Genomic DNA, 24,250 nt, shown 5'->3' with positions numbered 1-24,250 from the left:
TGCCAAGATCTTATGTGCGACTCCCGCGGTCCGCATTCGCAGGACCCGGCGCCGCGTCCAGCAGCGCGGCGAGCACGGTCTTGAGCAGGGGGTGGTCCGCGCTCCCCCGCCGGACGGCGGCGAACACGCGGCGCAGCGGCGGCTCGCCACGCAACGGGACGGCGACGGCTCCGTGAACGGCGGCGAAAGCGTTGCGCGGCACCAGCGCCACGCCCTCGCCCGCGGCGACCAGGGTGGTGATCGCGTGGAAATCGTCGGAGACGTGCCGGATCGCCGGGTTGGCGCAGACGATCATCAGCACGTCGCGGCACGGATTCCCGGGCTTCGGCGCGATCCACTCGTCGTCGGCGAGTTCGTCGATGTCCACTTCGGACGCTTCCGCGAGCCGGTGCGCGGTGGGCAGCACGACGTCGAACGGCTCCACGTACAGGGGGAACCGGGTGAGCCTGCTTTCATCCGTCCGTGGCGAAAGCCGGTACTCCTCGGTGATCGCCAGATCTACCTCGCCGTCGAGCAGCAACGGGATGCTCGCGTGCCCCTCGACGTCCTGGACCTGTATCGACACGCCGGGCGAGCCGGCGCGCAAGGAGGCGATCGCCGGCGCGACGACCATCGTGATCGCGGAGGCGAAACTCGCCAGCCGCACCATGCCCTGCACGCCGGAATCGAGCGCGGCCAGCGTGGCCTGCGCCCGTTCCAGTTCGGCCGCGACGGCGTTGGCGTGCACCACCATCAGTTCACCCGCGGGGGTCAGCGAAACCCGCCTGCCCCGGCGGCGAAGCAGCTGCTGGCCGCACTCGGCTTCGAGGGCGGCCAGCTGCTGGGAGACCGCGGACGGCGTGAGGTGCAGCGCCTGGCCCGCCGCCGTCACGGTGCCGTGGTCGGCGAGGGCACGCAGCACGCGCAGCCGTCGCGGATCGATCATTCGTCCATCATGGACCTTGCCGTCACGAACGCGTCGACGGCCCGGTTGACATCGTCGGTCGAATGCGCGGCCGACATCTGCGTCCGGATCCGGGCCTTACCGTGCGGCACCACCGGGTACGAGAAACCGATCACGTAGATGCCCTGGTCGAGCAGCAGATCCGCCATCTTGCCGGCCTTGGCGGCGTCGCCGATCATCACCGGGATGATCGGGTGCTCGCCCGGCAGCAGGTCGAAACCGGCCTCGGTCATCCGGCGCCGGAACAGCTCGGTGTTGGCGCGCAGCTTGTCCAGCAGCTCGCCCGAGGACTCCAGTAGTTCCAGCGTGGCGAGCGCGGCCGCGGTGATCGACGGCGCCAGCGAGTTCGAGAACAGGTACGGCCGCGAACGCTGCCGCAGCATCTCGACGATCTCCGCGCGGCCTGAGGTGTAACCGCCGCTCGCACCACCCAGCGCCTTGCCGAGGGTGCCGGTCAGCACGTCGACCTTGTCCTGGACGCCGAACAGCTCGGGCGTACCGCGGCCGGTCGGACCGGTGAAGCCGACGGCGTGCGAGTCGTCGACCATCACCAGCGCGTCGTAGCGCTCGGCCAGCTCGCAGATCTCGTCGAGCGGCGCGAGGTAACCGTCCATCGAGAACACGCCGTCGGTGGCGATCATCCGGTAACGCGCGCCGGACGCCTCCTTCAGGCGGGCTTCCAGATCCGCGACGTCCCGGTTGCGGTAGCGCATCCGCTTCGCCTTGCACAGCCGGACGCCGTCGATGATCGACGCGTGGTTGAGCTCGTCGGAGATGATGGCGTCCTGATCCGTCAGCAGTGTCTCGAAAAGCCCCGCGTTGGCGTCGAAACAGGAGCTGTAGAGGATCGTGTCCTCGGTGCCGAGGAATTCCGACAGCTTCGCCTCGAGCTCCTTGTGCGGCTGCTGGGTCCCGCAGATGAACCGCACCGACGCCATGCCGAAGCCCCACCGGTCCAGCGCCTCCTGGGCGGCCTTGATCAGCTTGGGGTGGTCGGCGAGGCCGAGGTAGTTGTTCGCGCAGAAGTTGAGGACGTCGCCGTCGCCGACACTGACCGAAGCCCGTTGCGGCCCCTGGATCACCCGCTCGCCCTTGTACAGCCCGGCTTCCCGGATCTCGGCGAGCCCGGCCTTGAGGTCGTCGCGCATCGCGCCGTACATCAGTTCTCCGTCCAGTCCAGAATGACCTTGCCGCAGCGGCCTTCCCTGGCCGTCGCGAACGCCTTCTCGTATTCGGTGTAGCCGAACCGGTGGGTGACCACCGGCGAGATGTCGAGCCCGGCCTGCAGCAGCACGGACATCGAGTACCACGTTTCGAACATCTCGCGTCCGTAGATCCCCTTGATCTGGATCATCTTCAGCACCACGGACGCGATGTCGACCGACACCTCGGAAGCGGGGAGGCCCAGCAGCGCGACGCGGCCGCCGTGCGACATGTTCGCGATCATGTCGCGCAGCGCCTCGGGCCGCCCGCTCATCTCCATGCCGACGTCGAAGCCTTCGGCCATGCCGAGCCGCTCCTGCGCGTCGGCGATGGTCGAGGAGGAGACGTCCAGCGCGAGGTCGACGCCGACCTTGCGGGCCAGTTCCAGCCGGTGCTCGCTGACGTCGGTGACGACGACGTTGCGCGCGCCCGCGTGGCGCGCGATGGCGGCGGCCATGATGCCGATCGGGCCGGCGCCGGTGACCAGCACGTCCTCGCCGATGACGGGGAAGGACAGCGCGGTGTGCACGGCGTTGCCGAGCGGGTCGAAGATCGCGGCGATGTCGAGGTCGACCTTGGTGCGGTGCACCCAGGCGTTCATCTCGGGCAGGACGGCGTACTGCGCGAAGGCGCCGTCGGTGTGCACGCCGAGGCCCTTGGTCCTGGCGCACAGGTGACGCCGTCCCGCCTTGCAGTTGCGGCAGCTCCCGCAGACGAGGTGCCCCTCGCCGCTCACCAGGTCGCCGACCTTGACCGTGGTCACCGAGCGGCCGATCTCGACCACCTCGCCGACGAACTCGTGCCCGATGACCAGCGGCGCGGCGATGGTGCGCGCCGCCCAGTCGTCCCAGGAGTCGATGTGCAGATCGGTGCCGCAGATCCCGGCGCGCAGCACGCGGACGGCGACGTCGCCGGGGCCGACGACGGGGTCCGGCACGTCGGTGAGTTCCAGCCCGGGTGCTCGGTCGGCTTTGACCAATGCCTTCATGGCGCGAAGTCTGGCCCGCCCATGTTGTTCAGTCCATCGCGAGTTTCTGAAATCCCTCGTTAGAGCAACTTCACAAGGAGCCCGGAACGCGGACCGACACGAAGTCCGGCCGCGGCTCCACCTCGAAACCGATCGACCGATACAGGCGGATGGCCGAAGTGTTGGTCGCGGCCGCGTGCATCATCGGGCGTTCGCCGCGTGCCCGGATCCCCGCCGCCACCGCGCGGATGAGCCGCGTCGCCAGCCCTTGGCCGCGATACGCCGGGTCGGTGCAGACGGCGCTGATCTCCGTCCAGCCGGGTGGGTGCATCCGTTCCCCCGCCATCGCGACCAGTTCGCCGTCGCGCCGGATGCCCAGATAGGTCCCCAATTCGATGGTCCGTTTCCGGAACGGGCCGGGCTTGGTCCGTTCGACCAGCGCCAGCATCTCCGGGACGTCGTCCGGCCCCAGCACGACCGCTTCGGGATCTTCGGCGGCTTCGAGCGCGACGTCGACCAGCCGGACCCCGGCGATCCTGCCGAGGACCTCCCAGTCCGCCGGGACGGGCAGGGAATTGTGGACGGTCACGGTCTGGCCGGGACCCGCCAGCGCGGCGACGTCTGCCCACACGCCGTCGTCCGGTTCCGGCGGCAGGGCGAAGAACGGCGCGACGTCGACCTGGTAGCGCAGGACCTGGCCGGAGCGCTCCGCGAAGTGGGCGTGGGGGCCGGTCAGCGAAGCCCAAGCGGGATCGTCGAAGGGGGTGGCCATGATCGCTCCGACACCGACGGGCCGGCTTTCATTCCCGCTCCCACATCCTGAGCGCTCAGCCACCCGGAACGAGCAGCGGTGAATGCGGGTCGAGTTCGATCCCCCGTTCGCGGAGCGTGTCGTCGATGACCCGCCAGATCCACCGCACCAGCTGGCCCGCGAGCTCCGGGAGTTCGAGGCCGCCTGGATTCTCCAGCCAGCGCGCGGCACTCGCGTCGACGAGGCCGACCAGCCCGAAGGCGAGCGGTTCGGCGATCCGGCCGTCCAGGTCGAAGGTGTCGAGGTAGTGCTCGAACAGGATGGTGAGCTGCCGGGCGATCGCCGTTTTGACGTCGGTGATGGCGTCGCCGCGCCGCCCGGCCTGTGAATGCCGGGCGAGATAGCGGTAGAGGTTCCCGTATTCGGCGAGCCAGCCGGTATGGGCGCCGACCGCCATGGTGATCAGCTGCATCGGCGTCCCGCTCGGGTCCCACAGCGGGGCCAGCTCGGCGGTGATGAGCCGGACGGCGCGGTCGGCGATCGCGCGCTGCAGGTCGGCGGCGTCGTCGAAATGCTTGTACACCCGTGTTCTCGCCACCCCCGCCTCGTCGGCGATCTGTTCGGTCGAGACCTCCGGACCGTGCGCGGCGATCGCGCGCAGCGCCGCGTCGACGAACTCCCGGCGGCGGCGCTCACGCTGTCCCGCCCAGCGCGCCGCGCGGCCGTCCGGCCGAGGCACGTCGGCTTCAGGCGTCATCCCCCGGAGTTTATCGGCGGCCGGTTAGCAGGTACACTGCCGTACCCGTTACTTCGGGAGACCGCGATGAGGGAAGACGTCGACACCACGGCGGACGCCACGCTGCTCGACGCCTTCCGCGCCGGTGACATCGCCGCCGGCGAGACCCTGTTTCGGCGGCACGCCGAGCCGCTCCGCCGGATCGCCGCGGGCTGGGTCGCCGAGCCCGCCGAGCGGGACGACCTCGTCGCCGAGGCCTTCGTGCGGGTCCTGAGCGTCATCCGCGACGGCGGCGGCCCGCGGGAGAACCTCCGGCCCTATCTCGCGGTCACCATCCGGAATCTCGCGGCCAAATGGAGCCACCACCACAAACGGGTCGAGTTGTACGGCACGACCCCGGCGGTCGAAGAGCCCGCCGGGACGATGGGCGCCGACGAACTCCTCATCCTCCGCTCGAACGCCCGGCTGGCCTGGACCGCCTATTGCGCGCTCCCCGGCCGCTGGCGGACGGTGCTTTGGCGAACCGAAGCCGAAGGTGACTCGCCGAAGGTCGTCGCCCCGCTGTTGGGAGTCTCCCCCAACGGCGCCTCCGTTCTGGCCCTTCGAGCCCGCGAAGGACTCCGCCAGGCGTTCCTGCAGGCGCAGGTCCCTGAAACGAGAACGCCGTGCTGCCAGGAAGCCCGGCGCCGGATGGGCGCGTGGCTCCGCGGCGGCGTGCCGGGCCGCCGGGCGGACCTGATCACCGCGCATCTGGCGGACTGCGAGCCCTGCCGCACCGTCGCCACCCGGCTCGACGAGGTCAACCGCGAGATGCCGCCGGGTGTCCGCGCCGTCTCGGCATAGGAGATCAACCGGGCACCGGGGCGCCCTCCCCCGCGATCCGCAGCGCCTCCACCAGTTCCCGGTACAGCGTGTCGGTGGCGAGCAGATGTTCGTGGCTGCCGCTCGCGCGGACGCGGCCTTCCTCCATCACCACGATGGTGTCCGCGTCGATCACCGTGGACAGCCGGTGCGCCACGGTGACCACGGCGCCCTCGCGGGCCAGCCGCCGGATGCAGTCGTGGATCGCGCTCTCGGTCCGGCCGTCGACCTGCGCGGTCGCCTCGTCCAGCAGCACCACGTCCGGCGTGCGCAGGATCGCCCTGGCCAGCGCGATCCGCTGCCGTTCCCCGCCGGACACCGACGTCGACGAAAGCGGCGTGTCCAGTCCGTCGTCGAGCGCGGCGATCTTGTCGCTCAGCCGGACTTCGCCGAGAGCCCGCCGCACCTCTTCCTCGGTCGCGTCCGGATGGGTGAAGAGCAGGTTCTCCCGGATCGTCCCCGGCACGATCGGCGTCTCCTGCTCGACGTAGGCCAGCCGGCTCCGCACGTCCGCGTACGGCAGGTCCGCGTACTCGCGTCCGTCCAGCAGCAGCGCGCCCGACTCCGGCCGCACGAACCGCATGATCAGCGACAGCATCGTGGTCTTGCCAGCGCCGGACGGCCCGACGATCGCGGTGTGCCCGCGTCGCGGGATCTTCAGCGAGACGTCCCGCAGTGCCGGATCGCCGCCGTAGCCCGCGGTCACCCCGCGCAGTTCCAGCACGGGACCGTCCTGTTTCCCTGACGGCTCCGTCCGGGCGGACGCCTGGTCCTCCTCCACCTCGAGCGCGTCCATCTCCCGGATCCGGCCCGCCGCGGCGATCCCCGCCTGCAACGCGGTCATGTTCTGGCTCAGTTCGGTGATCGGCTCCATCAGCGCGAACGCGTACAGCAGGAACGCGATGAGGCTCGACACCTCGAGCAGGCCCGCGTCGACCCGCCAGGCGCCGAGCCCGAGGATCACCAGGGTCGCGGCCTGAATGCCCGTCCAGGCCACCACCCAGGCGACGGCCTCGCGCCGCACCGCGCGGACTCCGTGCGTGGCGGCGGCTTCCGCGTCGACCAGGATCCGCTCGGACTGCCGGGCTTCGGCGCGGCTGGCCTTCACCGTGCGGATCGCCCGCAGCGCGCCCTCGAGGACGCCGCCGAGACGGCCGACGCGGTCCTGCGCCTTCTCCTGTTCCTTCGCGATGGCCGGCATCAGCCACGTGAACAGCGCGATGACCACGAGCACGGCCGCCACCGTCGTCCCCAGCAGCACCGGGTCGAGCACGCTCATCAGCACCAGGGTGCCGACGAGCATCACCACACCGTTGATCAGGCCGATCACGCTGGAGGACGCCGCCTCGCGCAACAGCACCGTGTCCGAGGTGACGCGGGTGACCAGCTCCCCCGTCGGCCGCTTGGTGATCGCGGGGATCGTCGCGCGGAAGAACCGCCGCACCATCGACTCCCGCGCCTTCAGCACCACCCGCTCGCCGACCGTGCCGAGCAGGATCCACTGCCCCAGCCAGATCACCGCGCCGACCACCATCAGGCCCGCCAGCGCCAGCACGGGACCCGCCAGCGACGCCGACGAACCGAGCGAGTCGAGCACCCACTTCGTGACCATGGGTGTGGCGAGGCCGGCCGCCGAACCGAGCAGGGCTAGCAGCAAGCCGATCGCGAGTGCCCCCTTGTGTGGTCTCGCGAACGACCACAGCACCTTCAATCGTGGAGTGTTCATGGTTCTCAATGGAACACGAGTGTTCTAAACTCGTCAAACGAGTTCCATATCGGAAGCGAGGTACGGTACCGGCCATGAGTGAGGGTGTGGTCACCGAGACGGGTGTCCGGGCGAGGACCCGGCGCGCGATCCTGGACGCGGCCATCGAGACGTTGACCAAGCAACCGGGCGCATCGCTGGCCGACATCGCGGCGGCGGCGAACGTCGGGCGCACCACGGTGCACCGGTACTTCGCGGAGCGTTCGGACCTGATCGACGCGATCAGTCACGACGCCCTCGACAAGATCTCCCTGAGCACTCAGCGGGCCAGGCTCGACGACGGCCCGGTCCCCGCCGTGCTGGCGCGGTTGTGCCAGGAGTACTTCGAGCACGCCGACATCTTCCAGCTGCTGTTCACCATGCCGGATCTGGTGACCCGACCAGAATGGACGGAAGAGAGCGACGACGACCGCCGCCTGCTCCGGCTCATCGAACGCGGGCACGCCGAGGGCTCGATCGATCCGGCGATGACGAAGGAGTGGTTGCTGCAGCTGCTCTGGAGCATGCTCTACACGGCGTGGGAACTGGTGCGCGACAAGACACCGAAGCACGAGGCACTCACGTTGTGCCTGCGCAGCCTGGAAAAGGTCATCGCGGTCGGCTGAAGTCCTCCGAAGTGATGACGCGGACTCGCCCGTCTTCGAAGATCCTGTCCCGATGACAGAAAAACCGGTACCCGCCTGGGGAATTCTCTTCGGCGGGCTCGCGGTGTTCGTGGCCGCACCGGCGCTGCTGCTGGCGACCGGGCACGACACGATCAAGCCGTCCGCGGATTCGGACAAGGCGCTTTCCCTTACCGGAGCGCTGATTCCGGCGCTGGCCGGGATCCTGCTGGTCCACGGGATCCCGCTCCACGCGCCGAACCTGCTCCCCGGCGTGCCCAACCGGCGCAGGCTCCGAAAGCAGGCGATGGCCCTGGCTCTCATCGCCTTCCTGTGGCCGCTGGCGTTGTTCGTGGTTTCGGCGGCGGGACACCAGGGGCTGGTCCGCGACATCTGGGCGCTCGCCAAGCCGCTCGTGTTCCTTGTACTGCCGTTGATTCTCCTGCGCACACGCGGGGAACCCGATCCGTTCCGGCTCACGTGGTGGCCCCGGCAGACCTGGCGATGGCTCGCGCCGATCCCGGCGGTGCTCGTGTTCGGCTGGCTCTACGTCCTCGGCCCGCTCGCGCCGCCGCTCCCCACCTCGGAGGATTACCCCGACCCCGTATACCTGGCGGTCGGCGCCACCCTGACGTTCTTCACCGCGAACGTCCTCGAAGAGGTCTTCTTCCGCGGCATGCTGCAGACCCGGCTGGAGGCGCTTTTCGGGCGGTGGCCGGGAATCCTCCTGGCGGCGCTGCTGTTCGCGTGGCTGCATCTGCCGACGCACGGACAGGGGTCGCTTCCGCTCACCCTGGGCGCGATCGTGGCGTTCCAAGGGTTCTTCGGTCTGTTCACCGGTTACCTGTGGTCGCGCTACCGCAACCTTTGGGCGCCGATCGCCGCGCACACCGCGATGAACACCGTGCCGCTGCTGCTGATGTGAGCGCGGGGTCGGGGAGGCGGTGTCGCGAAAGCCACTTTCGGGACACCAGACGTCGCGAAAGTGGCTTTCGCGACATGGTCGCCAGGGCAGTGTCGGGCGCGCGGCGGGCCGGGGTTGCGAAAGTGGCTTTCGCAACCCCGCCGGCCAAGCCCAGCCCCTGGCCGGGTCTCGTGAGTGGCAAGGACGGTTAGAACCGTCCTTACCACTCACGAGACGGCAGGAAGGTCACGCGCCGATGGTCGCCGCGTCGATGACGAACCGGTACCGGACGTCGCTGTTCTCGACCCGGTCGTAGGCCACGTTCACCTGGTCGGCCGAGATCGTCTCGATCTCCGCACCGATCCCGTGCTCGGCGCAGAAGTCGAGCATCTCCTGCGTCTCGGCGATCCCGCCGATCATCGAACCGGCGAGCACCCTGTTCCCGCCGAGCAGCGAGAAGGCGTTGTACGACAACGGTTCGCCGGGCGCGCCGACGTTCACCATCGCCCCGCCGACGCGGAGCATGCCGAGGTAGGAGTCGACGGGCAGCGTCGCGGAAACGGTGTTGAGGATCAGGTCGAAGCGGCCGCGCAGCTGCTTGAACGTCGACGCGTCGCCGGTCGCGAAGTAGTCCTTCGCACCCAGCTTCAGGCCGTCCTCCTGCTTCTTCAGGCTCTGGCTGAGCACGGTGACCTCGGCGCCCATGGCGACCGCGATCTTGACCGCCATGTGGCCGAGTCCGCCGAGGCCGACGACGGCGACCTTCTTGCCCGGCCCGGCGCCCCAGCGGTTCAGCGGCGAGTAGGTGGTGATGCCCGCGCACAGCAGCGGGGCGGCGACGTCGAGGCCGATGCCTTCCGGGATACGGCAGACGAAGGAGTCCTTCACGACGATCTGGCGGCTGTAGCCGCCGTAGGTGTTCTCGCCGTCGAAGCCGACACCGTTGTAGGTCTGGATGTTGCCCTTGACGCAGAACTGCTCCGTGCCCGCCAGGCAGTATTCGCACTCACCACAGGAATCGACCATGCAGCCGACCCCGACGCGGTCACCGACCTGGTACTTCGTCACATCGGAGCCGACCGCGGCGACGACGCCGGCGATCTCGTGACCGGGCACCATCGGGAAGATCGCGCTGCCCCAGTCCTCCTTCACCTGGTGGATGTCGCTGTGGCAGATCCCCGCGTACGCGATGTCGATCAGCACGTCGTCCGGACGCAGGTCGCGACGCTCGATCGTCGTCGGCGACAGTGCGGCGCCCGGGGACGGCGCGGCGATGGCGTGCGTGGTCGTCGTCATGAAACCCTCCGAGAAACAGTGAGACCATGTAAGAGGTCACTTACAACTAGCGTAAGAGGGCTCTTACATATTCCCCGACCGGGACGGTGTGATCCACGACATGGGCGGCAAGTACCATCACGGCGACCTTCGCGCCGAACTCGTGCGGGTCTCGCTGGACCTGATCGCCGAACAGGGACTCGGCGCGTTCTCGGTCGCCGAGGTCGCCAGGCGCTCGAAGGTCAGCCCGGGCGCGCCCTATCGGCACTTCCCGGACAAGGAGAGCCTGCTGGCCGCGCTCGCGGCCACCGTCGCCTGCCAACTGGCCGACAGGGTGCAGAAAGCCATCGAGGCCGAGAGCGAACCCGTCGCCGCGCTCGCCGCGGCCGCCGGCGCGTACACGGAGTACCTCATCGAACGCCGCGCCGGGATGAACATCATCTACTCGGACGGCTTGCAGGGCCCTGAGCACGCCGCACTGCACGAGCAGACCCGCCGCCTGACCGACCAGTTCGTCATGCTCTGCCTGACCGTCGCGGACCGGCCGCAGGACGGGCTCGAACTGATGGAGCAGCTGTTCACCCAGGCACACGGTTACGGCACGTTCTACCTCGACGGCGTCTTCAAGAAACAGGGCTACTCCACGGAAGTCGTCGTCCGGAAGTCGATCGAGGCCGCCCGCGCCGCCATCGAAGGCCGCACGAAGAATGTGACGTGATTCACGTCCGATTTGTCCGATTACCGGGGCTCCCCGCGCCGACAGGATGCGAAGCGCAATCCTTTCGACGACAAGGAGAACCGCGTGAGCATCGGGCAAGAAGTCGGATCGTGGCGGGAATTGGGCCGCCATACGAGCACGTCGGCGGTGCTGGCGGGCGGCGTGCTCGTCGGCGCGATCACCATCTACGTGGCGGCGAGTCTCCTGCCGACCGCCGTCCAGGACATCGGCGGGCGGCCGCTGTACGCCTGGACCATGACGGCGTTCCTGGTCGCCCAGGTCGTCGCGACCATGCTGGTGGGCCAGGCCCTTTCCCGCTTCGGCGGCAAGGCTTCCTATCTGATCGGTTTCGGTGTCTTCGCCGCCGGCTCGGTCCTGTGCGCGGCGAGCCCGTCGATGCCGATCCTCCTGATCGGGCGCGGGACACAGGGGCTCGGCGCCGGCCTGCTGACCGGGCTCGGCTTCGCCCTGATCCATTCGGCGTTGCCGCCTCGGCTGTGGAGCCGGGGCAGCGCCCTGATCTCCGCGATGTTCGGAGTGGGCAACTTCGCGGGTCCCGCGCTCGGCGGTTTCGCGGCACAGTTCGGTTCGTGGCGGGCGGCGTTCGCGATCCTCGCGGTGGCCGCGGGTGTGCTGGCGATCTTCGTGCCCCGCGCGCTTCCCGCCGTCGAACGCCCGGCGCAGTCGCCGCCGGTCCCGGTCGTTTCGCTGTCGCTGATCGTCGGCGCCGCCGGGGCGGTGAGCGTGGCCGGGATCCTGTCCGACGTCCTCGCGATGGCCGCCTTCATCGCACTGGGTCTCGTGCTCGTCGGCGCGTTCCTGGTGACGGAAAACCGTGCGGTGGCAGGTGTTCTGCCCGCTTCGGTCTACCGGCGGGGTTCACGGCCGCGGTGGATCTACCTGACCATCATGGTGCTGGCGTCCGGCGTCGCGGTGGAGACGTTCTTGCCGCTGTTCGGCCAGCGGCTGGGCGGCCTTCCGCCCGCGGCGGCGGGATTCTTCGCCGCCGCGCTGTCCCTGGGCTGGTCGGTGAGCCAGCTCGTCAGCGCTTCCGCGCGTAAGACACGACGGCTGGTCCTGGCCGGGCCCGTCTGCCTCGCGGCGGGATTCGCGCTGCTGGGGCTGATGCAGACCGAGCAGCCGTCGCTACCTGTCGTGCTCGCCTGGCTGCCGGTGCTCTTCCTCGGTGGCACCGGAATCGGCATCGCGATGCCTCATCTGTCCGTCGCGGCGATGACCTCCGCCCCGGACGGCGAGGGCGGGCAGGCGGCGGCCGCGATCGCGACGATCCTGACGATGTCGACCGCGTTCGGCGCGGCCGTCGCCGGGTTGCTGGTCAACTTCGGCGGCACCTCGGTGGTCGCGTCGGCGAGGTGGCTGTTGTTCGGTTTCGCGGCGGTCTCCGCGCTCGGCCTGCTCACTGCGCGCCGCGCGGTCTGAGTCCGGTCAGTTCCGGGAGCGCCTCGTGCGCACGCGCGGGAGCGCTTCCGGACACCGGCCGTCGCACCGGATGTGGGCCCAGACGATCTTCCCGCCTCGCACGGGCTCACGCCGGACGCCCCATTGCACGGCCACTCCGTCGACGACGAGCAGTCCGCGCCCGCGGGGATCCTCGATCTGCGAATACCGCGCCCGGGGCTGCTCGACACTGACGTCCGCGACCTCGATGCGCACCGCGCAGGGTGTCACGCCACGCCACAACTGGATGTGGCGTGCGCCACCCCCGTGCACGTAGGCGTTGGCGACGAGTTCCGTCGCGGCGAGCAGGACGTCGTCGCGGTGCCCCTCGCCGAGATCGGGAAGGCATCTGACCACCCAGGCACGCATGTCCGGCAACGCCCGCGGCGTCGTGGCTCGCAGGTCAAGCACCCAGGTTCCCGGCACCGGATGCTCCGCGATACTGATCATGGAGCCACCCTTCCCGTCGCGCGCGGCCTCCCTGCTGAAGTCGCACAATCGGGTTACCCAGAACGTCCGCCGATCAACCCGTGCCGGAGGTCATCGGACCGCGATACCCTCCAGCACCGTCCTGACCACGGCTTCCACCTCCGGCGAAGTGGTCATGGCCGGGCCGTGCGGAAGCAGACCGGAGAGCACCGTCTCATGGCAGACGCCGACCAGCATGGCCGCCGCCGCCCCGACATCGCCGTCGAGCCTGCCGAGTTCCTTTTCCGCTCGCAGGTATCCGGTGAGACGATCGCGCCAGGTCTCGCCGTCGCCCGCCCGTTCGCCGAACCGCGCGAGCACGACGGGACGGGCGAGCAGGCCGGCGAACGCGGGCAGGATCTCCTTGTGCAGAGCCAACCCGTACGCCAGCTGGGCGCGAAGATTGGCCTCGACCGTAGCCGAACCGGGCTCGGGAAGCTCGCCGAGCCCGGCTTCCGCTCTCCGTACGTGCTCCGCCAAAGCGTCGGCCAGCAACTCCTCCTTGTCGGCGAAATGGTTGTACAGCACGCCATCGGCGACTCCCGCCGCGCGCGCGATCGCCCGCACCGTGAGTTCCGCGGTGCCGTGCGCGGAGATCAGGTCCGCGGCGGTATCGATCAAGTGCTCGCGCAGGCTCCGGCCGTCTTCCGTGTGCCGCAGGGCCGCCGCTTTTCTCGGTGACATCAGGATTTCGCCCCGACCAGCCACGCGGCGCCGCGCAACCGGACACCGCCGGCCCCCTCGAATGGCCGCAGGGCGGCCGAAAGCGCTTCTCGCGCACTGTCCGCCGCTTCGGCGCTCACCTGGCCGAGGTGGTACTTCACCGGCCCCCAGTCCGCGATGAACCCGGCCGCGTCGGGAACATCGCTCCCCCAGACCTGGTCCGCTTCGACCCGGTCGCAGGCGACATCTAGGAATCCAGCGCCGGTCAGCACCGAGCGGATCCGCGCCGGGTCGGCGAACGCCGTCGGCCCCGTACCGTCCTCGCCGGTCGGGGTCGGCAGAAACGGTGCCAGTGCACCGAAAACGGCACCGAGATCGGTTCCGGCGAGCGCGGTCATGCACAGAAAGGCGAGCTTCCCACCGGGTCGCATCGCGCGGCGCACGTTGGCGAAAGCGGCGACCGGATCGGCGAAGAACGTCACCGCGAACCGGCTGAGCGCGACGTCGAAAACGCCGTCCCCGAACGGGAAGACCTGGACGTCGCCCTGCTCGAACGCCACGTTCGCGACACCTTCGGCCTCCGCGCGCGCCCGCGCCGTCGCGAGCATCGGCGCGGACAGGTCGATCCCGGTCGCTGCCCCGAGCGGAGCACGGACGGCGGCGAGCCGGGTGACCTGCCCGTTGCCGCAGCCGATGTCGAGCACGCGGTCCCGCTCGCCGATTCCGGCGGCCTCGAACAGGAACTCGTTGAACCCGCTGTTCACCGCGTCGTAGCGCTCGTCGTGCTCGGCCCAATGCCGTCCCTCGTAGCCGTTCCACGCCTCCGACTGCGCGGTGTTGACGATGCCGGACATACCAGAACCTCCTCCGTTATGAACGTGCGTTCATGAACGCTTGTTCATACTGGAGGAGGTCTGGTCCGCTCGTCAAGCGGTGATGCTCCGGAACCCGCGCAGGCGCAGGCTGTTGAACACCACGAAGACCGAGCTGAAGGCCATCGCGGCTTCCGGGCGGTGAACGCCGCCGCCACCGAACCGCCGGTACCGAGCCAGAACATCAGCGTGCCGACGGCGAGCGCGATCACGATCGGCACGAAGACCGCCGAAACCCGGTCCGCCAGCCGTTGAACTAAGGAAGGAGGCCTTCACGACCTTGGTGACCGCCAGGGGACGAGTCGACCGGGAGCTCGTTTCATCGGGATTTCATGGCTCCGCTTTACGGTTCCGGCACCGATCCGCGGCCGCGGGCCGGAGGTCCACGAGGAGACGTGCATGAGCCCGGCGAGCCGGACCCCGTACAACATGGTGGTGCCCAGGGACGACACGCCGAGTCCCGGGGAACGGGACGGGCTCGTCGGACCGGGCTGGAGCTGGGCCGCGTTCGCCACGCCGTGGGCCGACGGCCGCCCGTCGCCGAAGTACCGCTGGACGTTGTTCGAGACCGCCGCCCACGCCGTCGAAGACCTCCGTCGCCGCCTTGACGACGGCAGCATCGGCAGGCGCGGAGCCCTATGTGCGTCCGTGCTCCGCAAGCGCGGGGCACCGCGGGAGCTGGTGCTGTGCGACGGCGCGGAGTGGGCTTGCGTCGTCCACGAGGTCCGCGCCGGGGTGCACCTGGCCGACGCCGCCGACGCCTACTTCGCGCGTTGGAAGACGAGCATGGCGGGGCACCGCTTCACGATCATCAACGCCGGCGTGCCGACTGTCTGGTGAGGTCCAGACCTTCCAGTGCGAGAGTGCGCTGCAGGGGATCACCGTCGGGGCCGATGGTGGTGAGCACCCACTCGAAGTGTTCCCTGGCGGCCACCGGATCACCCGCGGCGAGATGGGTACGGCCGAGCCGGTTGCGGATTTCGGACTCCATCCCGGCGATCGTCTCCTCGGTGACCGCCGTCAGCGCCCGCCGCTGGAGCTCGAAGGCGGCGTCGAGATTCCCCAGCTCCAGTTCCGCGGCGCCCAGCCTGGCGAGACTGGTGGCGGTCAGCAGGCCGTCCGTGGTCTCCTCGGCGAGTTCGACGGAGCGCCGGAAATCCAGTGCGGCTTCGGCGAAGCTGCCGGTCTCCAGCCGGACGGTGCCGCAGTGGCACAGCACCCTGGCCAGCATCCCAGGGCTGCCGATCTCCTCGCTCAGCTCGCGAGCGCGACCGAGGTGGCCGAGCGCTTCCTCGTGCTCGCCTTGCAGGTACGCGAGATACCCCAGGGCGGACAGCGACCGTTCGGCGAGCCATTGGTCCCCCACCTCCTCGGCGAGGACCATCACCCGCCGCATCCCGGGGATGGCGAGATCGTGCCGCCCGGCGATGAGATCCGCCATGGTGAGCCCGCCGAGCGCCCGCGCCTCCACTCCGCGGTCACCCGAGGCCTGCCCGGCCCGCAGCGCGTCGTCGAACCAGCCGCGCGCCCGGTCGAGTTGCCCTTGCATGGCATAGGCGTAGCCAAGGCAGAACCGCAGCGACGAGACCAGGCGTTCGTCTTCGGCCTCTTCGGCGAGCGGCAGCGCGACCTGCAACGCCGTCCGGCATTCGTGGTACCGCTGCTGACGCGCGAGATAGTCGACCAGGCCTTCGGCGACCGAGCACGCGAGGTCGTCCAGCCCGGCTTCGGCCGCTTGCGACACCACCTCCGGCAGGTCGCCGGCCGCGTCGAGCCAGGCGGAAGCGTCACGCTGCCCGGTGAACGGTCCCCCGGTCTCCACCGGGAATCGCGCCACACCCCATTCGCTCGCCCGGCGAGCGGCGCTGAGGTACAGCCCGTACACCCGTTTCCGGGCCGCTTCGGCGTCCTCCTCGGGCATTTCCCCGGCGAGCCGCCGGGCGTAGACCGCTACCAGATCGTGCAGCCGGTAGCGGCCGCTCGCGGGCTCCTGCACGAGGCTGGCGTCGACCAGGCTTTCCAGCTGCCGCTCGGCTTCGGCGGGCGAGCTGTCCAGCAGGGCGGCGACCGTCAGCCGGTCGAACTCCGTCGTCGGCGACAGGCCGAGCACGCTGAACGCGGTCTGCTCGGCGGGCCTCAGCTGTTCGTACGACAGGCGCAGTGCCACCTCGACACTGCGATCCTCGGCCGTCAGTTCGCCGAGCCTGCGCTCGTCGTCCGACATCCGGTCGACCAGGTCCTTGAACGTCCACATCGGACGGTTCTGCAACCGGGCGCCCGCGATCCGCAGTGCGAGCGGCAGCCGCCCGCACAGCCCGGCGAGGGCGCGCACGGCGAACCGCTCCCCCTCCGCCCTCGGTGCCCCCACGATGCGCCCGAGCAGCCGTTCGGCCGCTTCGAGGCCCAGCGCGCCGAGGGAAACCCGGCGGTCGGCGTCCAACCCGGACAGACGGCGGCGGCTGGTCACCAGCACGCGGCTGCCCGGCCCGGACGGCAGCAGCGGCCGCACCTGACCGGCCGACTCGGCGTTGTCGAGCACCAGCAGCAACCGCAGCTGCGCGGTCGCCGCCCGCCACGACGCGGCCAGCTCGTCGAGATCGTCCGGCATCGCCCCGTCCTCGACCCCGACCGCGCGCAGCAACCGCCGCAGCGCGCGCTCCGGCGTCACCGGCTCGCGGCCTTCGGTGTAGCCGTGGAGATCCACGAACAACGCACCGTCCGGATAGGACTCACGGAGCTTGTGTGCCGCGCGCACCGCGAGCGTGGTCTTCCCGGCGCCGGGGACACCGTCGACGGCGTCGACCGAGACGGACTCCGGATCGCCGCCTTCGACGAGCAGCGCGAGTTCCCGGTCCCTGCCGACGAGTTCGCCGTTGACAGCGGGCAGTTCGTTGCGGATCCGGCGGGACGGCTCCCGGCGCGGCGCGACGCCGAGGAGCGCCTCGTCCCCGCGCAGCACCGCCTCCTGCACCTGCCGCAGCTCCTCGCCCGGCTCGACGCCGAGCTGCTCGATCAGCCGCTCGCGGACGTCGGTGAACACCTCCAGCGCCTCCGCCTGCCGCCCGCCGCCGTAGAGCGCCCGCATCAGCAACGCGGCCAGCGGCTCACTCGGCGGATCGGCGGACACCAGCGCCGACAGCTCGCCGATCACCTCGTCGAACCGCCCGAGCTTCAGCTGGGCCCGCAGTTTCCGGCGCAGCAACAGAAGCCGGCGTTCCTCCAGCCGTCGCCGCTCCCCCTGGACGAACGCGCCGGGCAGCCCCGTCAGCGGCTCGCCGTGGAACAGCCGGAGCGCGTCGGCGAAGGTGTCGACCGCGGAGACGAGGTCACCCGACTCCTCGGCGGCGGCCGCGACGGCGGCGACCTCCTCCAGCCGGACCACGTCCAGCCGGACCCCGCCGCTGGCGAACCGGTAACCGCCGCGATCGGACACGATCACCGAGTCCCTCGGTTTCTGGCCCGAGGTGTCCAGGCATTGCCGCAGCCGCCGGACGTACACCGGCAGCACGTTCGACTCCGGCGGCTTTTCCCAGAGCCCGTCGGTGAGTTCGTAGTGGCTGACCGTCACGTCCGGGCGCAGCAGCAGCGCGGCCAGCACGGCCTGCTGCCGGACCGGCCCCAGATCCAGCCGGGTCTCCCCGTGCCAGGCCCGCAACGGGCCGAGCAGTTCGAAGCGAAGTCGCGAGTCCGGCATGATCCCCCCATCGTTGCGCATCAGCCCGGCACCACGATCCCGTGGTCGAACGCGTACACGATCGCCGCCGCCCGATCCCGCAACTGGAGTTTGGTGAAGATCCGGCCGATATGGCTTTTCACGGTCACCTCCGAGATGACGAGGGCCGCGGCGATCTCCGCGTTGGTCAGCCCGCGGCCGATCGCCCTGAGCACGTCCTGCTCCCTCGGGGTCAGCAGTTCCGGTGAACGCCCGCCGCTGCCGTTCCCGGCGGCCTGCCGGTACGCGGCGAGCACCCGCCCGGTGACGCCGGGGTCGAGCCAGGCGTCGCCCGCGGCGACCGCCCGCACGGCCCGGATCAGGTCCTCGGCCGGTGAATCCTTGAGTACGTACCCGGCCGCGCCCGCGCGCAGCGCGTCGGCCAGGAGGTTGTCGTCGTCGAAGGTGGTCAGCGCGAGCACCGGCGGATGCCCGCCGGACCGCCGCAGCCGCCTGGTCGCCTCGACCCCGCCGACGTTCTTCATCCGCAGGTCCATCACGATGACGTCGACCTCGTGCGCGGCCAGCGCCGACGGCACCTCCGAGCCGTCGCCGCATTCCCCCGCGATGACGAACCCGTCGCGACGGCGCAGGATGCGCCGCAGCCCGGACCGGACCAGCTCCTGGTCGTCGACCAGCAGCACCTGGATCTCGGCGGCGGTCACGGTTTGACCCCCGGCACGGTGACCTGCACGATCCACTGCCTGCCACTGGGCCCGGCACTGAGATCGGCACCGAGCTGGGCGGCGCGGACGGCCATCCCTGCCAGTCCCGAACCGTCCTCCGCCGCGCGCCGGACGGTCGCGGGAAGGGTGTTGCTGACGGTGAGCTTCAACCCCGAACGGCCGGCGTTCAGCCGGACCTCCGCGGTCGCGCCGGGGGCGTGTTTGACGACGTTGACCAGTGATTCCTGCACGATCCGGTAGAGGCCCAATCCTTCCGAGGCGCCTACCCGGCCGAGGTCGCCTTCCTGTGTATAGCGCACCGCCAGCCCGGCGCTGCGAGTGCGTTCCACCAGCGTGGCGATGTCCTCCACCCCCGGGAGCGGGGCGCTGCCCGACGGGGAGTCGGCGAGCAGGCCGACCGTGCGGCGGATGTCGGCCATCGCGGCCCGTCCCACCTGCTCGGCTTCGGTGAGCGCTTCGATCGCCTCGTCGACGTCGCGGTCCTGCTGCAGCGCGTGCCGGGCGCCGGTCAGGTGCAGCAGCGTGATGCTGAGCGAATGGCCGACGACGTCGTGCACCTCACGCGCGATGCGCTGCCGTTCGGCGAGCAGCGCCTTGTCGCGGGAGGCGTCCCGGTTGCCGCGTTCGGCGTCCAGCACCCTGGTGTACCAGCGGACCATGAGCCCGCCGCTGAGGCCGAGCAGGATCGCGACCATGTACACCGGCCCGCCGATCAGCCCGCCCCAGATCCCCGCCACGACCAGGACCGCCTCGCCCGCGACCGTGACGAGGGCGATCCCCCACGTCGTCCGCAGGACACTGCCCGCCTCGGTGGCCGCGACCAGCAGCAGCAACGGCGCGAAATCCGGCAGCACGGGCTCGACGAGCAGCACCGAGGCCGCGATGATCAGCGCCGTCATCCGCACCCACGGCATGATCCAGTCGGTGGCCGCCCAGATCAGCGACGGCGCGATCACGATCAGGCCGGCCAGCGCGATCGGCTCGGGCGGCAGCAGGGCGTCCCGTTGCACCAGCGCGACCGCCGTGAACACGAAGCTCACCGCGCTCGCGCACAACGCCCCCCACCACGGCAGGGTCAGCCCGGCCCGGGTGAGGCTCGCCTGCACCCGTGCCCGGAACCGGTCCCGCAAGATCTCCAGCACGGGATCAGCCTAGGAAGTCCCGGTGAGCGAGTCATCGTGCGGCGGGCGGCACCCGTCTCCGCCCACGGTAGGAGGCCGGGCGAGCACGGCGGGATGAAATCCGGATGAAACCCGGGCCGGTCATTCCTGGCTGAGCGCCACCCAGTTCAGTTTCTCCTGTTCTCGTTTCGGCAGGCCCGCGACGACGAGGTCGTAGGAGTCCTCGATCATCTCCCGCACGAAGTCGTCGGTCAGCGAGCCGTCCAGCTCGACGGTGTTCCAATGTCGTTTGTTCAGGTGGTACCCCGGGATGATCGCCGGATGCTCCGCGCGCAGCCGGACCGCCAGATCGGGCTCGCATTTGAGACTGATCCGCAGCGGCTTCGCCTTGAGCGGGCCGAGCGCGAAGACCTTGCCCGCGACCTTGAACACGTTGATGTCCTCACCGAACGGGAACTCCTCCCGGGCGCCGGGGAGGCCTAGGCAGAGCTTCGCGAGCGCGGCAGGTTTCATGGCGTTCAGGCTAACCGCGCCCACCGACAGAAACCTGTCCTGTCCGGGCCGTTGACCGGCCGTCGGTGATTCATTGACGATGAGTGGAGCCGACTGGGTGGAGGCGAACCGACATGCGCGTGAAGTATTTCGCCATCGCGGGAATCCTGGCGCTGGGTCTGGTGCCGGGCGCCGCGACGGCCCAAGTGGAGGGCACGGCCACCAGCGGCTGGGTGGGCACCTGGGCGGCGGCGCCCGCGGCCGGAGTGGCCGGGACCGACAACGGGTATCCGAACTTCTCGATCCGCAACATCGTGCACACCAGCGCCGGCGGGCACGAGGTCCGCGTGCGGCTGTCCAACGCCTTCGGCCGGACGCCGGTGCTGTTCGGGCGGGTGACCGTCGCGGTCGCCGCGGGTCCGGACACCCCGCAGGCCGTACCCGGCACGATGCGCACGCTGACCTTCGGCGGGGATCGCGAGGTCACCGTGCCGCCGGGCGCCGACGTCGTCAGTGACGGCGCGCCGCTGACCGTGCCGAGGGACGGCGACCTCCTGGTGACCACGTACACCCCGGAGCCGTCGGGCCCGGTCACGTACCACCCGCTGGCGATGCAGAACTCGTACTTCACCCGGAACGGCGACAAGGCGGCCGACGAGTCGGCGGCCGCGTTCCCGGAGAAGACCGCTGTCTGGCACTACGTGTCCGGAGTGGACGTCCGCGGCGCCGGGTTGCGGGGCAGTGTCGTGGCGATCGGCGATTCGATCACCGACGGGGCGTATTCGACCTGGGGCGCGAACCTGCGCTGGCCCGATCAGCTCGCCGACAAGATCAGCGCGCGCCTCGGCGTGCTCAACGCCGGGATCAGCGGGAACCGGCTGCTGCTCGACGGCGGCAACTACGGGGTCAACGCGCTGGCCAGGCTCGATCGGGACGTCCTGAACCAGTCCGGCGTGCGGACGGCGATCGTGTTCGAGGGCATCAACGACATCCAGCAGACCCCGCACCAGGCCGATCCGGACAAGATCATCTCGGCGCTGAAGCAGATCGCGACGAGGGCGCACGACCGCGGTCTGCGGGTGCTGGGCGCGACGATCACCCCGTGGAAGGGCTGGGGTTCGTACACGCCGCAGCTCGAAGAGACCCGGCAGGCGGTGAACCGGTTCATCCGGACCAGCAGGCTCTTCGACGGCTACATCGACTTCGACGCGGTGATCCGCGATCCCGCCGACCCGCAGCGGATGAAACCCGAATACGACTCCGGCGATCACCTCCATCCCGGCGACAAGGGCTTCACCGCCATGGCGGACGCCGTCCCGCTGCACCGCCTCCGGCACGAATAAGGGCTGCGCCAGGCGGTTCCGTGGGGCACGATGAACTGATGGCGAGCGACAGCGGTATCCGGGAGACGGCGCGGCTGGTCCGGTTCGCCGAACACGAAGCGCGCGCCGAAACGCTCCGCGCACAGCTCGCGGATCTCCACGGGACGATCCGGCTGGCGAAGCGGACGTCGAACCTGTTCCGGGCACGGACGGCGACCACCACCCCGGGGCTGGACGTCTCGGGATTCACGCATGTGCTCGACGTCGATCCCCTGGCGCGCACGGCCGACGTCGAAGGGATGGTCACCTACGAGCAGCTGGTGGACGCGACCCTGCCCCACGGACTGATGCCGCTGGTCGTGCCGCAGCTCAAGACGATCACGCTCGGCGGCGCGGTCACCGGCCTCGGCATCGAGTCGTCCTCGTTCCGCAACGGACTCGTGCACGAGTCGGTGCTGGAGATGGAGCTGCTCACCGGTGACGGCAGGATCGTCGTCGCGCGGCCCGACAACGAGCACAGCGACCTGTTCCACGGCTTCCCGAACTCGTATGGGACGCTCGGCTACGCGCTGCGGCTGAAGATCGAACTGGAGCCGGTCAAACCGTACGTGCGGCTCCACCACGTCCGGTACGAGAACACCGAGGAGTACTTCACGGCGCTCGGCGAAGCCTGCCGTGACGGTTCGGCCGACTTCGTGGACGGCACGGTCTTCGGGCCGGGCGAGCAGTACCTGACCCTGGGTACGTTCACCACCTCGGCGCCCGCGACCAGCGATTACACTTGGCTCGACATCTACTACAAGTCGATCCGCTCCCGCGAGACCGACCATCTGAGCGTCCGGGACTACCTGTGGCGCTGGGACACGGACTGGTTCTGGTGCTCGCGGGCGTTCGGCGTGCAGCACCGGCTCCCCCGGCTGCTGCTGGGCAGGCGGCTGCTGCGGTCTTCGGTCTACTGGAAGGTCGTGGCGCTCGACCGCCGGTTCGGGATCGCCGCGAAACTGCTCAAGCTGCGCCGGCTTCCCCCGGAAGAGACCATCGTCCAGGACATCGAAGTGCCGCAGTCGCGGGCCGCGGAGTTCCTGGACTTCTTCCGCCGCGAGATCCCGATCAGCCCGGTGTGGATCTGCCCGCTGAAGCAGCGGCCGGGCGGCGTGAACTCGCCGCTGTACGAACTGGACCCCGAAACGCTGTACGTCAACTTCGGGTTCTGGTCCGCGGTCCCGTTGGACCCCGGCGAGGCACCGGATACGCACAATCGGCTGATCGAGGCCGAAGTGACCCGGCTCGGCGGGCGGAAGTCGCTGTATTCCGACAGTTTCTATACCGAGGACGAGTTCTGGCGGCTGTACAACGGCGACGCCTACCGGAAACTGAAGACGGCCTACGACCCCGACGGCCGACTGCTCGACCTGTACGCGAAATGCGTGCGGCGGCGGTGACCCGGGCCGGAAGAAGAGAGACGACCATGGCTGAGACGACGACCGTCGGCGAGATCTTCGAGCGGTTGCTCGGCCCGAGCACCGAAGTGTCCATCACGGCCTACGACGGCAGCACGAGCGGGCCCGCCGACGCGCCCGTGACGATCGAAGTGCGGTCGCCGCTGGCGTTGACGTATCTGATGTCGTCGCCAGGCGACCTCGGTCTCGCGCGGGCCTACGTCGCCGGCGCGCTCGACGTCGACGGCGACCTCTACACGGCGTTGCGCGCGCTCGTTTCCCAGGTCGATCAGCTCAGCGCCGCCGACCGGTTGTGGCTGCTGCGCAAACTCGGCCCCACACATCTGCGCCGCGTCGCCCCGCCCGCCGAGGAGCTGCCGAGCCGGGCCAAGCGCGTCTTCGACGGCCTACGCCACTCGAAAGCACGCGACAGCAACGCGATCTCGAACCACTACGACGTCTCGAACCGGTTCTACGAACTGGTGCTCGGGCCGTCGATGGCCTACACCTGCGCCGCGTATCCGTCCGCCGACGCCTCGCTGGAAGAGGCACAGGCGCACAAATTCGACCTGGTGTGCCGGAAACTCGGCCTCCGGCCGGGGATGCGGCTGCTGGACGTCGGCTGCGGCTGGGGCGGGATGGTCGAGCACGCCGTCGCGAACTACGGCGTCGAGGCGCTGGGCGTCACCCTCTCGCGCGAACAGGCGCAATGGGCGCAGAAGGACATCGTGACCAAGGGGCTCGCGGACAAGGCCGAGGTACGGCATCTCGACTACCGCGACGTCACCGAAACGGGTTTCGACGCGGTGTCGTCGATCGGCCTCACCGAGCATATCGGCGCCCGCAATCTGCCGTCGTACTTCCGTTTCCTCGCCGGGAAACTGAAGCCGCACGGGCGGTTGCTGAACCACTGCATCACCAACCCGGACACCTCCGTGGCGCACCGGTCGCGCGGGTTCATCGACCGATACGTGTTCCCCGACGGCGAACTGGAGGCGGTCGGCGAGATCGCCACCGCGATGCACGACAGCGGGCTCGAGGTGCGGCATTCGGAGAACCTCCGCGAGCACTACGCCACCACCCTCGGCGCGTGGTGCGCCAACCTCGACGCGAACTGGGACGCGGCCGTCGCCGAAGCGGGCGCCGGGCGGAGCCGAGTCTGGGCGTTGTACATGGCCGCGTGCCGCCTCGCCTTCGAGCGGCGGGAGATCGAACTGCACCAGGTGCTCGGGGTGAAGGTCGGTCCGGACGGCGACTCGGGCATGCCGCTGAGGCCGGACTGGGGCGTTTAG

The 24,250-nt window shown here is 70.0% G+C and carries 23 protein-coding genes and 1 pseudogene; 9 read left to right on the top strand and 15 right to left on the bottom strand.

Annotated features, from left to right (window positions below):
• Positions 1–10: 10 nt before the first annotated feature.
• The 5 genes from NQK81_RS42275 to NQK81_RS42255 form a co-directional block, all read right to left on the bottom strand.
• Positions 11–925 (bottom strand): LysR family transcriptional regulator, encoded by a 915-nt coding sequence (locus tag NQK81_RS42275; RefSeq protein WP_257485971.1) that lies wholly within the window; start codon positions 923–925, stop codon positions 11–13.
• On the bottom strand, positions 922–2,103 hold the full coding sequence (locus NQK81_RS42270; protein ID WP_257485970.1) for a glycine C-acetyltransferase: 1,182 nt from the start codon (positions 2,101–2,103) through the stop codon (positions 922–924). The genes NQK81_RS42275 and NQK81_RS42270 overlap by 4 nt, the downstream gene beginning before the upstream one ends.
• Positions 2,103–3,134, bottom strand: a complete 1,032-nt coding sequence (gene tdh / locus NQK81_RS42265) for an L-threonine 3-dehydrogenase (RefSeq protein ID WP_126737634.1) — start codon at positions 3,132–3,134, stop codon at positions 2,103–2,105. The genes NQK81_RS42270 and tdh overlap by 1 nt, the downstream gene beginning before the upstream one ends.
• Before the next feature lie 70 nt (positions 3,135–3,204).
• Positions 3,205–3,885 carry a GNAT family N-acetyltransferase gene (locus NQK81_RS42260; protein ID WP_257485969.1) on the bottom strand — a complete coding sequence of 227 codons (681 nt, stop codon included), beginning with the start codon at positions 3,883–3,885 and terminating at the stop codon, positions 3,205–3,207.
• Between the two features lie 55 nt (positions 3,886–3,940).
• The gene (locus tag NQK81_RS42255) at positions 3,941–4,621 is read right to left on the bottom strand and encodes a TetR/AcrR family transcriptional regulator (RefSeq protein WP_257485968.1); all 681 of its coding nucleotides are present in this window, start codon (positions 4,619–4,621) and stop codon (positions 3,941–3,943) included.
• Between the two features lie 66 nt (positions 4,622–4,687).
• Between NQK81_RS42255 and NQK81_RS42250 the strand changes: the two genes are divergently transcribed.
• A complete protein-coding gene (locus NQK81_RS42250; protein WP_257485967.1) occupies positions 4,688–5,443 on the top strand; it encodes a zf-HC2 domain-containing protein in 756 nt (251 codons plus the stop codon).
• Positions 5,444–5,447: 4 nt separating this feature from the next.
• Here NQK81_RS42250 and NQK81_RS42245 read toward each other — a convergent pair whose 3' ends face one another.
• The gene (locus NQK81_RS42245) at positions 5,448–7,187 is read right to left on the bottom strand and encodes an ABC transporter ATP-binding protein (protein ID WP_257485966.1); all 1,740 of its coding nucleotides are present in this window, start codon (positions 7,185–7,187) and stop codon (positions 5,448–5,450) included.
• Positions 7,188–7,261: 74 nt separating this feature from the next.
• Here NQK81_RS42245 and NQK81_RS42240 point away from each other — a divergent pair, with 74 nt between their 5' ends.
• Both NQK81_RS42240 and NQK81_RS42235 read left to right on the top strand, forming a co-directional pair.
• Positions 7,262–7,831, top strand: a complete 570-nt coding sequence (locus tag NQK81_RS42240) for a TetR/AcrR family transcriptional regulator (RefSeq protein ID WP_257485965.1) — start codon at positions 7,262–7,264, stop codon at positions 7,829–7,831.
• 52 nt (positions 7,832–7,883) lie between these two features.
• Positions 7,884–8,753, top strand: a complete 870-nt coding sequence (locus NQK81_RS42235; protein ID WP_257485964.1) for a CPBP family intramembrane glutamic endopeptidase — start codon at positions 7,884–7,886, stop codon at positions 8,751–8,753.
• 225 nt (positions 8,754–8,978) lie between these two features.
• On the opposite strand, the gene NQK81_RS42230 is transcribed toward NQK81_RS42235, so the two are convergent.
• Complete coding sequence (locus tag NQK81_RS42230; RefSeq protein WP_192741770.1) at positions 8,979–10,028, bottom strand: NAD(P)-dependent alcohol dehydrogenase; 1,050 nt, start codon at positions 10,026–10,028, stop codon at positions 8,979–8,981.
• An 88-nt stretch (positions 10,029–10,116) separates the two neighbouring features.
• Here NQK81_RS42230 and NQK81_RS42225 point away from each other — a divergent pair, with 88 nt between their 5' ends.
• On the top strand, positions 10,117–10,725 hold the full coding sequence (locus NQK81_RS42225; protein ID WP_257485963.1) for a TetR/AcrR family transcriptional regulator: 609 nt from the start codon (positions 10,117–10,119) through the stop codon (positions 10,723–10,725).
• 84 nt (positions 10,726–10,809) lie between these two features.
• Positions 10,810–12,165: an MFS transporter gene (locus NQK81_RS42220; RefSeq protein ID WP_257485962.1), complete on the top strand. Its 1,356-nt coding sequence runs from the start codon at positions 10,810–10,812 to the stop codon at positions 12,163–12,165.
• A gap of 6 nt (positions 12,166–12,171) precedes the next feature.
• On the opposite strand, the gene NQK81_RS42215 is transcribed toward NQK81_RS42220, so the two are convergent.
• The 4 genes and pseudogenes from NQK81_RS42215 to NQK81_RS45490 form a co-directional block, all read right to left on the bottom strand.
• Positions 12,172–12,633, bottom strand: coding sequence for an ATP-binding protein (locus tag NQK81_RS42215; RefSeq protein WP_257485961.1), 462 nt, complete (start codon positions 12,631–12,633; stop codon positions 12,172–12,174).
• 90 nt (positions 12,634–12,723) lie between these two features.
• A complete protein-coding gene (locus tag NQK81_RS42210) occupies positions 12,724–13,335 on the bottom strand; it encodes a TetR/AcrR family transcriptional regulator (RefSeq protein ID WP_257485960.1) in 612 nt (203 codons plus the stop codon).
• Complete coding sequence (locus NQK81_RS42205) at positions 13,335–14,168, bottom strand: class I SAM-dependent methyltransferase (RefSeq protein ID WP_257485959.1); 834 nt, start codon at positions 14,166–14,168, stop codon at positions 13,335–13,337. The genes NQK81_RS42210 and NQK81_RS42205 overlap by 1 nt, the downstream gene beginning before the upstream one ends.
• A gap of 77 nt (positions 14,169–14,245) precedes the next feature.
• Positions 14,246–14,443 (bottom strand): annotated as a pseudogene (locus NQK81_RS45490) (hypothetical protein); the annotation flags it as partial.
• A gap of 142 nt (positions 14,444–14,585) precedes the next feature.
• On the opposite strand from NQK81_RS45490, the gene NQK81_RS42200 reads away from it, so the two are divergent.
• Entirely contained in the window at positions 14,586–15,026 is a 441-nt protein-coding gene (locus NQK81_RS42200) for a hypothetical protein (RefSeq protein ID WP_257485958.1), read from the top strand.
• Here NQK81_RS42200 and NQK81_RS42195 read toward each other — a convergent pair.
• The 4 genes from NQK81_RS42195 to NQK81_RS42180 all read right to left on the bottom strand — a co-directional run bounded on the left by NQK81_RS42195 (position 14,998) and on the right by NQK81_RS42180 (position 20,218).
• The gene (locus tag NQK81_RS42195; RefSeq protein WP_257485957.1) at positions 14,998–17,901 is read right to left on the bottom strand and encodes an AfsR/SARP family transcriptional regulator; all 2,904 of its coding nucleotides are present in this window, start codon (positions 17,899–17,901) and stop codon (positions 14,998–15,000) included. The two genes, NQK81_RS42200 and NQK81_RS42195, sit on opposite strands and share 29 nt — an antisense overlap.
• Entirely contained in the window at positions 17,901–18,563 is a 663-nt protein-coding gene (locus tag NQK81_RS42190; RefSeq protein ID WP_257485956.1) for a response regulator, read from the bottom strand. Before NQK81_RS42190 ends, NQK81_RS42195 begins: the two co-directional genes overlap by 1 nt.
• Entirely contained in the window at positions 18,560–19,726 is a 1,167-nt protein-coding gene (locus NQK81_RS42185) for a sensor histidine kinase (protein ID WP_257485955.1), read from the bottom strand. Before NQK81_RS42185 ends, NQK81_RS42190 begins: the two co-directional genes overlap by 4 nt.
• A gap of 120 nt (positions 19,727–19,846) precedes the next feature.
• Positions 19,847–20,218 carry an MmcQ/YjbR family DNA-binding protein gene (locus NQK81_RS42180; protein ID WP_192741754.1) on the bottom strand — a complete coding sequence of 124 codons (372 nt, stop codon included), beginning with the start codon at positions 20,216–20,218 and terminating at the stop codon, positions 19,847–19,849.
• A 113-nt stretch (positions 20,219–20,331) separates the two neighbouring features.
• On the opposite strand from NQK81_RS42180, the gene NQK81_RS42175 reads away from it, so the two are divergent.
• The 3 genes from NQK81_RS42175 to NQK81_RS42165 are packed head-to-tail and all read left to right on the top strand — an operon-like array spanning position 20,332 to position 24,250.
• Positions 20,332–21,540 (top strand): SGNH/GDSL hydrolase family protein, encoded by a 1,209-nt coding sequence (locus NQK81_RS42175; RefSeq protein ID WP_257485954.1) that lies wholly within the window; start codon positions 20,332–20,334, stop codon positions 21,538–21,540.
• 38 nt (positions 21,541–21,578) lie between these two features.
• Entirely contained in the window at positions 21,579–22,961 is a 1,383-nt protein-coding gene (locus NQK81_RS42170) for an FAD-binding oxidoreductase (protein ID WP_371878838.1), read from the top strand.
• Between the two features lie 26 nt (positions 22,962–22,987).
• On the top strand, positions 22,988–24,250 hold the full coding sequence (locus NQK81_RS42165) for a class I SAM-dependent methyltransferase (protein WP_126737658.1): 1,263 nt from the start codon (positions 22,988–22,990) through the stop codon (positions 24,248–24,250).

The sequence above is a fragment of the Amycolatopsis roodepoortensis genome, from assembly GCF_024628825.1.
Taxonomy (GTDB): Bacteria; Actinomycetota; Actinomycetes; order Mycobacteriales; family Pseudonocardiaceae; genus Amycolatopsis; species Amycolatopsis roodepoortensis.
Note: the sequence above shows the minus strand (reverse complement) of the source record. Positions and strands in the feature narration are given on the sequence as shown.